This window comes from Paenibacillus sp. NPDC058177, assembly GCF_042883835.1.
Classification (GTDB): Bacteria; Bacillota; Bacilli; order Paenibacillales; family Paenibacillaceae; genus Paenibacillus_AQ; species Paenibacillus_AQ agri.
In genome coordinates this window covers 123,002-137,106 of sequence record NZ_JBHVVB010000009.1, presented here as the reverse complement: position 1 = coordinate 137,106, position 14,105 = coordinate 123,002, and the positions used below count along the sequence as shown (strand labels likewise).

The following is a 14,105-nucleotide window of genomic DNA, read 5'->3' as shown; positions in this document are numbered from 1 at the left end:
AAAGCTTATTTTTTACTAAAAATTAGGTCATTTGTCGGAGATGTGAACCTTATTCCCTATTAGAAGAGTATGTATTAACATAACACCATTTGTTAACAAAAATCCCTTTTACAGAGCCTTTTCGAACGATTTTTGCCCATCATAATCTTAATATTCCAATATAAGGGTTGAAAATCTACTAAAATATTTTTTATTTTCATATAGATTTTACATTTTACCAGTGGTAAAATCTTCTTAACATTTTTCCTACTAGCTTGGGTGGAATTAATTTTTGAATTCATAGGAAAGGAGAGTTCTGCCGCGATTTCGCCGAGAAGACGGAAAAAGTTTGATTTCGAAAAGATTATATGACGGAGGGGATTTTTTTTGGATTGGGGCAAATTATCTCGTAAACTATCACTGCTGGCACTTGCCGCGGGAGTAACGATCAGCACGGTTCCCGGAGGGGTTTCCGCAGCAGGAGCAGTGCAGCCTAAAATTGGCCAAAGCGCACTGACATTGGTTCAGAGTTCTCAGAAAACATTTATCTCGCCTCAGATCAATACAAAATCCACAGATGACATTCGCGTTATCGTCCAACTAAGCGGACAGCCGGCAGCCGTCGGCAAATACGCAGCGAAGCAAGGCATCTCCTCACTAGCCTCCACAGCCACCGAAGCTGCTGTAAACAGCCAGCAAACCGACGTTTTGAAGAAAGCTGCTAATGCTGGACTAGACCTTGAAGTCAATTACAAGTACAACACGGTACTGAACGGTTTTGAAGTCACAATTCCTGCGAATGAAATCCCTGATCTGGCTAAAATCCCGGGTGTCATTTCTATCCATAAGAACAGCACTTGGTATGCCGTTCCAGTGGAAGGAGACACTTCGGCAGCCGCTGCAGAAGCAACAACACCACAAAATGACAACGAGCCGTTAAAGCAGATCCACGCCGATTGGGCCTGGGCTAACGGATATACAGGTAAAGGCCTCAAGGTGGGCGTTATTGACACCGGGGTTGATTATACTCACCCTGACATCAAAGATGCTTACAAAGGCGGGTATGACTCATTCTACAATGATAATGATCCTTATGAAGAGGTTGCACTCACACCAGATAAAGACCCCTACGGTGTAGGCTATGAAGGTACTTATCATGGTACACACGTTGCCGGAACCATCATTGGGCAATTTGCCAACAAGAGCGGTGAAATTTCGCAAAAAGGTGTCGCTTACGGCGCTGATTTGTACGCCTACAAGGTGCTCGGACGGAATCTGGAAAAACCAAGTACATCTTCCGGTTCATCTGCACAGGTCATTGACGGCATCGAACGTGCGGTAAAAGACCACATGGATGTCATCAACCTTTCGCTCGGTTCCGATGAGGAAAAAGACGTAAATTCCCCGGATGCCATCGCGATTAATAACGCTGTGCTTTCGGGCGTTACAGCGGTAATTGCCAACGGCAATGCCGGACCAGGAGAGTACACACTTGGTTCTCCCGCTACTTCTCAACTGGGAATCTCGGTTGGGGCGGTGACAAGCCCAGGCAAACAATTCTCCGGCAAATTCAAAACTGAATTGGTTCCTGAAACCGTAACTACCGCAACCTACGACACATATGGAGATTTGGAATTCAATGTTATGGCGTGGGAACTGGCCAGTGAGGATTTCGCTCATATTATAGGCTCAGAGCCAGTAAATGTAGTATACGCCGGGCTAGGCGCAGAAAAAGACTACAAAGGTCTCAATAATGTTAAAGACAGCATCGTGCTGTTATCCAGAGGGGTACTGGGCTTTACCGATAAAATAGCAATAGCTAAAGAGCACGGGGCGAAAGCTATTGTGATCTTTAACGGCAACGCTAATAAAGCCGGCGAAGTAGATCTAAGCGAGCACATTAATAATCGGGATAATTTTATTAACTCGTATCTAGGGGATACCTTTGCAAATATCCCCACGTTTGACATCAGAGGTTCCGAAGGAAGAGCCTTGGCTAGAGTCCTCAAAGACAACCCAGGAAGCCACTTCCAATTCACTTTTGAAAGTGATTATCATCCTTCAATCAGCAAAGGCGATACATTGGCCAGCTTCACTTCCTTTGGCCCGAATGTTGATGATAATCTGAGCATCAAACCAGACTTCACAGCACCGGGCGTAGGCATTCTGTCTACTTGGCCAGCTTATGGCAAAGGCAAAGACAATGTCTCCTATGATAGAGCATACAATCGTATCAGTGGTACAAGTATGGCAACTCCACACGTTGCCGGTCTAGCACTACTGATCAAGGAAGCTCATCCTACATGGTCACCATTCGATATTCGAGCAGCTTTGGCAAATACAGCTGAACCAAATGAGGATTACAGCGTTTATGAACAAGGTGCAGGACGTGTAAATGTTGAGAATGCCATTTCCACACCAGCCCTGGTACAAGCTCTTGAGCCAATCACTATTCTTGATAAGAACTACAAACCACAAAATGTAATTAATTATAATTCCTCGGCAGCCTTTGGCGTAATTCAGCCAGGAACATCTGCTATCAAAAACTTGCAGCTCAAAAACACAAGTAACCAACCTTTGAGCTACACAGCTTCAGTTGAATGGCACTTCGAAGATGCCCAAGGCGTTACGGTTACCCCTAGCGTTACTACTGTGACTGCTGACGGAGGGAAAACGACGACTTTCAACCTGAATCTTAATGTTGCTAGCAACGCCGAGGAAGGCTGGTATGAAGGACAACTGAACCTGACTGCTCCTGGCGTACCTGTTCTGCACTTGCCATTCACTGTTTTCGTAGGTAAAGAACTGCCTGAAAATCCGTTTGGCATTCAGGAAATCAAATTGACTAATGCGCTTATTTATCCAAATAGAACTTACCAAAGTGCAACAGATCTTACTTTCAGACTGTCCGCAGATGATACCAACTACTATGAAGTAGGTATTGTCAATCTCGATGACCAACCTGTTGGGCTAATCGACTCTCTGTCAACAGATAGCGTCAAGCAGTTCTTCAAACCTGGTCAATATTCCTTAAAGGGTATCAACGGTTCCTATCACCCCACCGATACCGATGGTAATGTAATTGTAGATACTAAAGGCAAGCCGGTTACCGAACATTTGAAAGATGGTGTCTATAAGCTCCAAATTATCGCCGCCCAATTAGACGCCCAGGGCAATGTAGTACAAGATCAATATGGCAGCGATATTGTTTATAAAGGCTTTTCTTCCTTCCGTGTAGATAACTCTTCCGAAACCAATGGTGGCGGCGGTAGTGGTGGAGGCGGTGGAGGCGGCCCAGTTGCGACACCAGCACCATCCGCAACTCCTGCTCCGGCTAGCGGCGCTGCCAATGCAGTCATTGACCAAGGCTTGAAGCAAGCGCCTGTGAAGGCTGCTGTAGCTTCCAGCAATGGCGTAGCAACTGTTACGGTAACTAACGATGATCTGAAAGCAGCCATCGCCTCTGCTTCCGCTTCTCCGGCAGCTATTGTAATCAATGCTCCGGCTACGACTGACGCTGCTGCCAAAGTGGCTCTGACAGCTGAGCAAGTGAAGCTGCTCGCTGGTGCACCAGCGAAGAGTACAATTATTGTAAATGCTGCAGGTTCCGCATTCGCCTTGCCAGTAAGCCTGCTGACTGGCGGCGCTACCGATGCCAGCCTGGATCTGATCATCAAGAAAGCGGATGACCAAGCCTCCAAGTTCTCGACATCTGCTGGATCAACAGTTGTTGGGTCACCGGTTGCCTTTGAAGCCAACTGGACTACAGCTTCCGGAAGTACACCTCTGAAGGTACCGAATGACGCCTTCATTAAGAGATCCTTCACAATTCCAGGCAAAGTTGAGCCTAACACTGCAGGTGTTCTGTTTGAATCGAACGGCAAGATTACTCCGGTATCTTCTGTGTTCAAAGTACAAGCAGACGGTACGACTCTTGTTACGGTCAGCCGCCCTGGATTCTCGGTCTATGCTGCAGTGAGCCGCCCTGTTACTTTCAGTGACATCGCCAACTCCTCGGCTGCTGCCGATATCACAGCACTGGCTAACAAGCTGATTATTGAAGGCACTTCGGCAACGACATTCTCGCCGAAGAGCAACCTGACCCGTGCCGAGTTCACAGCACTGCTGTCCCGCTCGCTCGGACTACGTTCTAGCTCGGCTTCTACCTTTACAGATGTGAAGTCCTCTGACTGGTATGCCAATGATGTTGCTGCTGCTTCCGAGGCAGGACTGATTCTGGGAATCGGTAATGGCAAATTTGCCCCGAACGCCCAAGTTACGCGTCAAGAGCTTGCTGTTATCCTGGGAAGAGCCGTGAAACTGACTGGCGTGGAACTGAAAGCTTCCAATCCGTCGTTCACTACTTATGCCGATAGCACCAAGATCGCTCCATACGCTAAAGATAGCGTACAATCCTTGTCTGCTGCGGGTATCATTAGCAGTGAAGTCGGATCGAACTTCAATCCGACAACAGCAGCTACCCGTGAGACAGTTGCAGCTACCCTGCATCAATTGCTGAGCAAAACTGGCCTGATCGACTAATTCGGACCAAGCCAGAAACATCAAACGCCCGTCCGTTTCCCACAGGGAAATGGACGGGCGTTTTTTTACAACGATAGATACTGGGCAACTCATTTGAACAAACAGCTTTATTTCGCGCTGTCCCCTAAGATGATGCTTGTTGCAGCCTCTCGTTCAGCCTCACGAATAATGATTGCAGCTTGTCTTGGGGAACCTCGCTATAATTGTCACCGATGCTCACTTCATAGTAGGAAGAGAATTCGTCGACTTCCCTCACATAAGAGGTGAGTCCGATCCCCGTGGCTTGATAAAGATCGATTAGAACATCCTCTACTACTGTTTTGGGCAAGGATACATGCACATGAAACATATTCGACACCGGCTCTAACGGAAGCGTAGTGACTGCATGGCATTGATTATATAAAGCAGCCAGCGTTTTGGCCTCTTCATAATACTTCTCCATCTTATGAACCCGTTGTTTAAAATAAAAGTCAGCAGGGATGATATATGGGTATAAGCTGATCAAGTCTCCACCATGCCGCCGCTTCCAAACCTTCGATTCTGCTGTGAAATCCGCCGCGCCAGCCAGAACCGCTCCAGCAATCCCACCGATCCCTTTATAGACAGAGATATACACACTATCGAACAGCGCACAAACCTCTGCAGCACTCTTCTGATAATAAGGCAGAACCTCAAACAATCTTGCGCCATCCAGATGAAGATAAATCCCCTTCTCCCGGCAATAGGCGGAAATAGCTTCAAGCTCGCTATACTCCGGCAACTGCCCGCCGATCTCACGTTGTGGCAATTCCAGCAGCAGACAAGCAACCTCCTCCGGCATTCCTTGGACATCCTCAAGTGTAATCAAACGATGCTTGTCAGCGAGCAGCACAGACTCAATATGATGCAACTGCTTCAATCCATCCTCTTCATGAATTTCCAGATGACAGAGCGGATGATACGCCACTTGGCTTAAGCCCTTGCGGTCACACCATATTCTTAAGGCAATCTGCTGCGCCATGGTCCCGCTCGGAAAGAACACCGCCGCTTCCTTCCCCAGCACTTCGGCCATATTCGCTTGGAAATCTTCAATAACCTTTCCTGTTCCATATATATCGGAATCCAGGTGACCCTCTATCTGCTCGAAAACCTCTTTCAGCACTTGCACATTCCGTTTACCGTGAGCCGGCAATTGAAAGACAGCTTCTTTAAAGGCTTCTGCTAATGACAGCTTCTCTTGCATAAACTAAATTGCTCCTCTCAGATATATCTTAATAACACATATATAAGACGAAGAAAAGAAACAACAAAAGATAGAAGGAACGAAGAGGAAAATTTGGAGCTGTAGGAGCGAAAGCGTTCGCCTAAAAAGCTTTCTGCAGGAAAGCTCGCATCGGAAGCATACGCTCGCCGGATTTCAACCGCTAAAAGCGGTTTATAAAGAAGAAATCTGGGGGCAACAGCGACCAGAAATCCAAATATTCACCGTAGTGACGATCGAGCCTTTACGTTATCATCTCACGTTCGTCTTATATAACTCAACGAATCTTGGCTACGAAAAGACCCAGGTACTCTTTTAAAGCCAGCCCCGTAATGCTAACCGCACCGGCATTCGGAGACAGTTTAGCTGGATAAAAAGCGAACTTGCTATCCGATACATAATCGGTCGGAAAAGGCTGCACCGACAGACCAGCTTGACCAAACTCCACCACCGCCCGTGGCATGTGGAAAGCAGAGGTCACAAGCACTGGGTGCTCAAACCCGCGTTCCTTTAGAATGAGCGCAGTATTAATGGCATTCTGCTTAGTATTCAGTGAGCGGTTCTCGACAAGAATGTCACTCTCTGCCACCCCAAGGCCAAGCAACTGCCGTTTTGCAATATTCGCTTCATTACCGCTATCAGCGAAGACCTGACCACCGGAGAACAGAATCGGCAAGCCAGTGGCCTTATGCAGCCGTACGGCAGTCAGCAGTCGGTTCGCCGCTGAACCCAGCATATTGCCCTTGCCATTCAAGTCAGGCGTCGTAAGCGTGGCTCCACCGCCGAGCACAACGATAACATCTCCCTGTGCGGTCTGCGGCTGCGCATATTGCCGCTCCAGTCCGCGTATGAATAGATCGCTGACAAGTGACGTAGAGGATAAATAGAATAGCAGAGTAACGATGAGCAAAAATACCGACGCCCTTCGCTCACGCTTCCACAGCCAAATAATCGGTACCAGAAGCAGCAGCACGAATAGCCCCGGCGGGAGTACGAAGCTATAGATAAATTTGATTACATAAATCAGACCGTTTGCACCTCCTAACCGGGGAAGACCCGGTTTGAACTATGACCCTTTATCCACACGATAATTATAACCGGACATCCTCTCACTACGCACCTTTTCACCACTTGGAAAAAGAGCTTTTCCTGATTACCCATTTTTTTAGATTTTCAACCGCATGAAACCTTCCATAAATTTAATGTAAATCATTATTTTCACATTGAATATGTAAATTAAATAGAAACAACCACCTCAATTATGTAATATAATATGACACACAAAACAAAAAATCTTGTCATTTATAGCGCTGATAATAAAAATAGATCAGATTATGTGTCATATAATATAACTGGTAGCGCTTTATTTTTAAAAATAGGTATTGATTATTTCGATCCAATCCTCTATGATAATGACATCGGACGGATTAAAAGTTAAAGCACTTTAACTTTTATATCAATAAGACCCATAAAATTTGATTTCGACAACAAATTAATGATCAAAAGTTAAAGCGCTTATACTTTAGGAGAGAAAGGTTGGTGTGTCCGTGAGCAATCGCGAGAGTCGGCGGCAAACATTTTACATGTATTTGTTTATCTCACCCTGGATAATCGGCTTCTTAATCTTCGCCTTGTATCCCATTCTGTCATCGTTTTACTACAGCTTCACCGAATATGACATTATTCACCCGCCAAAATTCGTTGGGCTGGCCAACTACACCGAGATGTTCCATAACGATCTGTTCTGGAAATCGGTCGTTGTCACTGTAAGGTATACCTTTATCGGTGTGCCAATCTCGATGCTGTTGTCCCTGGGCTTTGCACTATTACTGAATCAGACGATTCCACTCAAAGGCTTCTTCCGGACAGCAATGTACTTCCCAAGTATGGTATCCGGGGTAGCGATGTCTCTGCTGTGGTACTGGATCTTCAATCCGCAGATCGGACTCTTCAACTACATCCTGTCCTGGTTCGGCATTCAAGGCCCCTCCTGGCTGATGAATCCGGATACTGCCCTTTACGCACTGATCATTATGTCCTTCTGGGGCGCGGGAGCCGGGATGATTCTTTTCCTTGCGGGACTGCAAGGGGTGCCGTCCAGTCTAGTCGAAGCAGCTGAACTTGATGGAGCCGGACGCTTGCGGATTTTCTGGCACATCACACTGCCGATGATCTCGCCGGTGCTGCTGTTCCAGTTGATTATGGGACTAATCGATTCCTTTCAGGTATTCACCCAAGCCTTCGTCATGACACAGGGCGGACCGAACTACTCTACATGGTTCTACGTCTACAACCTTTATACCAGCGCCTTCAAAGAATATCGGGCCGGTTATTCCTCGGCTCTGGCCTGGGTACTGCTGATCGTTGTTATGCTGTGTACGGCTCTTATCATGAAGCTGTCCAACCGATTCGTTCATTATGAAGGGGGCGTTAACAAATGAGCTCCATCCCAAGCCTCTCCACACGCCCGCCCAGTTCACGTCCGCGCCGGAAGGTCGGACCGGTCAAGATTATCAGCCTGCTGACCTTGATTGTAACAACATTCCTTATGCTGCTTCCGCTGTTCTTCATGGTTATGACCTCCCTGAAGTCCAAGAAGGAGATGCTGAAGTTCCCGCCTACCTTTCTTCCGGAAAGCTGGCAGTGGAGCAATTACACGGAGATTTTTGACACCCTGCAATTCGGAACCCTGTACAAGAACAGCCTTATTATCGCCGTCCTGTCCGTCATTGGCACACTGATTTCTTCTGCGCTGGTGGCTTACGGATTTGCCAGATATAAAGGAAAAGGCAGCAAGATCTGGTTCATGCTGCTGCTTAGCACCATGATGCTGCCTTATCCGGCGATCATGATTCCACAGTTTATCCTGTTCTCCAAAATGAACTGGATCGACACTTTCCTGCCGCTGATTGTGCCCGCATTTTTCGGCTCAGCGTATAACATCTTCCTGCTACGCCAGTTCTTCACCACCTTGCCAGAGGAAATGTTCGACGCCGGACGGATTGACGGATGCGGCGAGCTGCGGATGTGGCGCCAGATTGCGCTTCCGCTCTCAGGACCAGCTCTAGCTACTGTTGCCATCTTTGCTTTTATCTACAGCTGGAATGACCTGCTCACCCCTGTGCTTTATTTAAGCTCATCAGACAAATTTACGCTTCCTGTCGGCATGGCCTCGCTCACCTCTTCACGGTTCCGTATTCCGCCGTGGCATCTTCTGATGGTAGCTTCCGTGCTGGCTATGCTTCCAATCGTGACCCTGTTCGCAGTTGCTCAGAAGCAGTTTGTAGAAGGCATTGTACTTACAGGCATTAAGTAATAACCCGCCGTCACTGGCGGAACTATACACTGATATCCTGGAGGGATTAGCAAATGAAGAAGAACAGGAAAACGCTTGGAACTCTTTTTGCAGCAAGTGCACTACTTCTTACGACCTTAGCTGGCTGTAGCGGCGGCAAATCAGTAGAAGATGTAACCTCATCCGGATCGAACAACAGCTCCGGCGGTAAAGGCGACAAAGTGACCATTACTTACTACACCATTGATTCCGAGGACCGCACCTTTGTCGAGAAGCTGATTCCTGATTTCGAGAAAGAACATCCTAACATCAAGGTCAAGATGGAAAAGGCGCCTTACGAGCAGTTTGACAGTAAGCTGCAGACACTGATTGCCGGGGGCAAATCGCCTGATATTACGAGCCACTACGGCTACGGCGGCTTCGCAGAATACTACAACAAAGGCATGCTGATGGACCTCACCGATCTGATGCAGGAAACAGGCTTCAAAGCCGAAGATTACAACATTCCTGAGCACCTGATGGACATCTACAAAGTTAAAGATCACACTTACGGCATTCCATTGAATATGTACGTTACGCTGATGATGTACAACAAGGATATGTTCGATGCGGCAAAGTTATCCTATCCGCCAAGTGATTACGAAGACAAGAGCTGGACCTTTGACAAAATGGTCGAGGATGCCAAGAAGATGACGGTCCACTCCGATGATATTACCAAAACGCAATATGGTGTTGATTTCACCTGGTCAGAACGCGACATGCGTCCGCTGTACTTCGGAGCAGATCCGTACTCTGCAGATACCTGGACCAACGGCGGCGTACCTTCCGAGACCCATTTTGACTCACCAGAGGTTATTGCTGCTTATCACAAGTTCTTCGACCTGATCTTCAAAGATAAAGTGTCGCCTAATACTGAATGGAGCAAGAGCGTAGCCGGACAGAATGGCGATCCGTTCGTAGCAGGTAAAATCGGAATGTCTGTCGGTGGTTCCTGGATTATGGCCGGTTCCAACGACTTTCCGTTCAAGGTTGGCGTAGCCGCTGTGCCATGGGGCGGTAACGACAAGGTGCGCAGCCCGCTGTTCGTGGACCCGCTGCTCATTCTGAAAGATTCCAAGCATCCGAAGGAAGCCATGGAGTTCATCAAATTCCTGCTCACCACTGAAGTTCAGGAGAAATCCATTGAGCTCAGCGGCGGCAACCCGCCAGTCAACACCAAAGCTGCTGAAACATACTACAAGCACTTTGAGGGCGTTGATCCTGAAGATGTGAAGAAGGTTTATGAAGGGGCTGTGAAATATGGCTACGAATCCTTCAACCACCTGATCGTACACTACTCGCAAATCAACGATATGTTCATCAACGAGCTGCAGCCGGTAGAGACCGGACATAAGACGCTTGAAGAGGTCATGGGTACCATTCAGAAAAAGGTCACCGAGATCATCAAACGTTAGCATGTACGGCATACCGTCCCTTCCGGGACGGTATGCTTGCTTGGAATGTTATTGTTTAGCAGACCGCCTCTCCACCCTGTATACTAATGGTAGATAATACATTCGGAAAATCTGCTGCAAGGAGCACAAGACATGAAAGTGAGCATATTTGATGTAGCCAAAAAATCCGGTCTGTCTGTCGTGACGGTATCACGGGTGTTGAACGGCGCTGAATCGGTACGCGAGAAGAATCGGCAGAAAGTGTTAGATGCAATCAAGGAGCTGGACTACCGCCCCAATGCGGCTGCACGCAGCCTCGCCAGTGGAAAGACAGGGATTATCGGACTCGTGGTAACTACTCTGCACGATTCGTTCTTTGACGCCGTTGTCAAAGAACTGAATGAGGTACTCGCGCTGCATGGTTACTTCCTGGCCATCGCCATCTCCAGAGGCATTGAATCAGATGAGGACCACTATCTCATTCAGGAAGACCGGGTAGACGGCATGATTCTGCTCTCGCCGATCGGGGAAGAGAATTATATCATGCAACTAAAGCGGCGCGGCATACCTTATGTACTGATTGATAATCAGGAGCCCGAAAACGATACCTATTCGATCACGATCGACAACTTCAAAGGTGGCTACGCGGCGGCAAGTCATCTGTTGGAGCTCGGGCATACCTCTATCGCGCATCTGTGCGGACATGAAATGTTCCGCAGTACAAGGGAGCGGCGCAACGGGTTCGCACTGGCACTGCAGGAAAAAGGAATAACTCCTTTTGAAATCGTACAGGGCGATTTCGAAATAGAATTTGGTTATGACACCTGTAAACGCTGGTTAAGCGAAGGACCATTGCCCACCGCCGTATTCACTGGTGATGACAATATCGCCCTTGGGGTTATCAATGCTCTAATGGAGGCGGGGATATCCGTACCGGAGCAGGTCGCCGTTGTCGGCTATGATGACCACTACATCGCCTCACAGCTTCGTCCGCATCTGTCGACCCTTCGGCAACCTGCGGACAAAATCGCGCAGGCGGCAGCGGATATGCTGCTGCGGCGCATCTCTGGCAAGATGAAGCGCGGGTCTGGCATACGGATTGATCCGGAGCTGATCATTCGTGAATCTACAATTTCCATCTAGACTGGCATCCATTTGCAGACCGGCTGCAATCTTTTGTTTTCTATAATATATATTCACTTAGGAGTGAAGACCATTGACTTACTACTTGGGACTCGATGGGGGAGGAACCAAAACCTACGCCCTGCTCAGTGATGAAAAGGGCAATGTGCTCGGGAAAGGCAAGAGCGGCAACGGCAATCATCAAGTAGATGCGGCCCGCGCAGCTAGCAGCATCCGTGAAGCCACGTTCGGCGCTTTGGCGGATGCCGGGCTCAGCTTGAACGACATTCAGCACACTTATCTGGGATTGGCAGGTGCCGACCGTGAGGCCGATTATGATATTTTGCACCCGATCATCCGCGATATCGGTTTTACTAGATACACCATCAATTGTGACACCATGATCGGACTACGGGCAGGTACTAACCGTCCATATGGTGTCTCCCTGATCTGCGGCACAGGTACCAATTCAGCTGGCCAGAATGTACAGGGACAGCATTATCAATGTGGTGGCTTTGACTATATGTATGGTGATTTTGGCGGAGGCGGCTCGCTCAACATTGAAGTTTTCCGCTCTGTCATTCGGGCTTGGGACGGGCGGGAACAAGCTACCCTCCTGACTGCCCCGCTGCTAAAATTGCTGGGATATGAGACTGTGGAGCGCATGTTCAATGATTTCCTGGATCACGGGAAGCACGTGCCTACAGATGCTGCCCGCCTGCTGTTCGCGGCTGCAGCTGAGGGCGATGCTGTGGCTCTGGAGATCCTGCACCGGCAAGGTGTAGAGCTGGGCAAGTCTGCTGCCGCTGTCATCCACCGGCTAGGCATGGAAAAGGACGTCTTCGATGTCGTGCTGGCCGGAAGCCTGCTGACCCGGGGAGACCGGGGCTGGATTCGTAGCCCCATCGAACAAGCCGTAGCCATTGCTGCCCCACAGGCAACCGTGGTCACCCTAACCACCGAACCGGTGGTCGGTGCGGTATGGTCAGCCATGGAAAGCGACGGGATGACAATCAGTAGTGAAGTCTATGACAAGATGAAGGGTTTTCAGGAATTCGAATCCATTAAACAAACTACCAGACAGGAGTGATTATTGTGACAGCTAATAAAGGACTGAAAATCGCCGTCATCGGCGGAGGCTCTTCGTACACACCGGAACTCGTAGAGGGATTCATTCTTCATCATAAGGAACTCCCTATTCGTGAACTATGGCTGGTGGACATTGAACCCGGACTGCGCAAGCTGAACATTGTCGGCAACCTGGCAAAACGGATGGTTGAAGAATCCGGACTCCCAATCGAAGTCCATCTGACGACAGACCGCCGCGAAGCCATCGCAGGCGCTGACTTTGTCAGCACACAGATGCGTGTCGGCATGCTGGATGCCCGTGCCCGCGATGAATCCATACCGCTCAAATATGGTGTTATTGGCCAGGAGACCACCGGTCCCGGAGGCATGATGAAAGCTCTGCGCACGATTCCTGTGATTCTTGACGTCTGCCGCGATATTGAGGAACTGGCTCCAAACGCATGGCTGCTCAACTTCACCAATCCGGCAGGGATGGTTACGGAAGCTGTCCTGAAATACTCCAATGTCAAAAGCATCGGCCTATGCAACGCCCCTATCGGCTTGATCAAGCAAGTCTCCTCCAAATACAGCGTAGCCCCTGATCGGGTATACGCCGAATTTGTGGGTCTCAACCACTTGCACTGGATTACCCGCATTGATGTTGAGGGCGAGAGCAAGCTGGATGAAATGCTGGCTGATACAACTGCTTATGGCGCCAAGAACGTGCCTGCCCGTGAATGGAACCCGGAATTCCTGAACTCCCTTCACGCTTTGCCTTCCTACTACCTGAAGTACTTCTACATGACCGATGCTATGTTAGAAGAACAGTTGGAGTCCTTCAAGAAGGGCGGTAACCGAGCTGAGGTGGTTAAGCGTGTGGAAGAAGAGCTGTTCGAAATCTACAGCAACGTGGAGCTAAAAGAAAAACCGAAGCAGTTGGAACAACGCGGCGGCGCCTTTTATTCAGAGGCAGCTGTCAACCTGATGCGCTCGCTGTATAACGGTGCGAATGATATCCAGACGCTGAATGTCGCCAACAACGGTATTCTGGATTTCTTGCCTGATGATGCCAGCATTGAAGTGAACTGTGTCGTCACAAAGAACGGCCCATTGCCACTCCCGCTGACTACCGTTCCACCTATGGCCAAGGGACTCATTCATGCAGTCAAAACCTACGAACAGCTGGCGATTGAAGCCGCTGTGACCGGCAGCCGCGAGCTGGCGATTCAGGCACTGGCCCATCATCCACTGGTTCCATCCGTGGAAGTGGCGATTCAGATGCTAGATGAGATGCTGGAAGCGAACAAAGAGTATTTGCCGAACTTTTTCACCAAAGAGACTACATCTGCTGCACAATAATTTATAAACAATGATTACGGTTTAAGGTAGGGCCTTCTCTGCACTATGAGAAGGGTAGATCCTCCTA

The 14,105-nt window shown here is 48.7% G+C and carries 9 protein-coding genes; 7 read left to right on the top strand and 2 right to left on the bottom strand.

All coding sequences use genetic code 11. The annotated features are described in order from the left end of the window. The first annotated feature begins 366 nt into the window (after nt 1-366). Nucleotides 367-4,521, top strand: a complete 4,155-nt coding sequence (locus ACFVU8_RS26695) for a S8 family serine peptidase (protein ID WP_387431355.1) — start codon at nt 367-369, stop codon at nt 4,519-4,521. 124 nt (nt 4,522-4,645) lie between these two features. Here ACFVU8_RS26695 and ACFVU8_RS26690 read toward each other — a convergent pair whose 3' ends face one another. Then, nucleotides 4,646-5,743, bottom strand: a complete 1,098-nt coding sequence (locus tag ACFVU8_RS26690; protein WP_387431352.1) for a threonine aldolase family protein — start codon at nt 5,741-5,743, stop codon at nt 4,646-4,648. A gap of 295 nt (nt 5,744-6,038) precedes the next feature. Then, nucleotides 6,039-6,788, bottom strand: a complete 750-nt coding sequence (locus ACFVU8_RS26685; RefSeq protein ID WP_387431484.1) for a YdcF family protein — start codon at nt 6,786-6,788, stop codon at nt 6,039-6,041. Between the two features lie 556 nt (nt 6,789-7,344). Between ACFVU8_RS26685 and ACFVU8_RS26680 the strand changes: the two genes are divergently transcribed. From ACFVU8_RS26680 to ACFVU8_RS26655, 6 genes are all read left to right on the top strand, one after another. Further along, complete coding sequence (locus tag ACFVU8_RS26680) at nt 7,345-8,202, top strand: carbohydrate ABC transporter permease (RefSeq protein ID WP_175372119.1); 858 nt, start codon at nt 7,345-7,347, stop codon at nt 8,200-8,202. Then, entirely contained in the window at nt 8,199-9,077 is an 879-nt protein-coding gene (locus ACFVU8_RS26675; RefSeq protein WP_387431349.1) for a carbohydrate ABC transporter permease, read from the top strand. Before ACFVU8_RS26680 ends, ACFVU8_RS26675 begins: the two co-directional genes overlap by 4 nt. 53 nt (nt 9,078-9,130) lie before the next feature. Beyond that, a complete protein-coding gene (locus tag ACFVU8_RS26670; RefSeq protein WP_379467028.1) occupies nt 9,131-10,510 on the top strand; it encodes an ABC transporter substrate-binding protein in 1,380 nt (459 codons plus the stop codon). A gap of 132 nt (nt 10,511-10,642) precedes the next feature. Then, a complete protein-coding gene (locus ACFVU8_RS26665; RefSeq protein ID WP_379467027.1) occupies nt 10,643-11,632 on the top strand; it encodes a LacI family DNA-binding transcriptional regulator in 990 nt (329 codons plus the stop codon). A gap of 73 nt (nt 11,633-11,705) precedes the next feature. Beyond that, nucleotides 11,706-12,701: an N-acetylglucosamine kinase gene (locus ACFVU8_RS26660; RefSeq protein ID WP_379467026.1), complete on the top strand. Its 996-nt coding sequence runs from the start codon at nt 11,706-11,708 to the stop codon at nt 12,699-12,701. A 5-nt stretch (nt 12,702-12,706) separates the two neighbouring features. Beyond that, nucleotides 12,707-14,038, top strand: coding sequence for a 6-phospho-beta-glucosidase (locus ACFVU8_RS26655; RefSeq protein ID WP_379467025.1), 1,332 nt, complete (start codon nt 12,707-12,709; stop codon nt 14,036-14,038). Nucleotides 14,039-14,105 lie beyond the last annotated feature (67 nt).

Coding starts and splice junctions, on each gene's coding strand:
- ACFVU8_RS26690 (WP_387431352.1), bottom strand. CDS start 5,743: ATGCAAGAGAAGCTGTCATTAGCAGAAGCCTTTAAAGAAGCTGTCTTT.
- ACFVU8_RS26680 (WP_175372119.1), top strand. CDS start 7,345: ATGTATTTGTTTATCTCACCCTGGATAATCGGCTTCTTAATCTTCGCC.
- ACFVU8_RS26675 (WP_387431349.1), top strand. CDS start 8,199: ATGAGCTCCATCCCAAGCCTCTCCACACGCCCGCCCAGTTCACGTCCG.
- ACFVU8_RS26670 (WP_379467028.1), top strand. CDS start 9,131: ATGAAGAAGAACAGGAAAACGCTTGGAACTCTTTTTGCAGCAAGTGCA.
- ACFVU8_RS26665 (WP_379467027.1), top strand. CDS start 10,643: ATGAAAGTGAGCATATTTGATGTAGCCAAAAAATCCGGTCTGTCTGTC.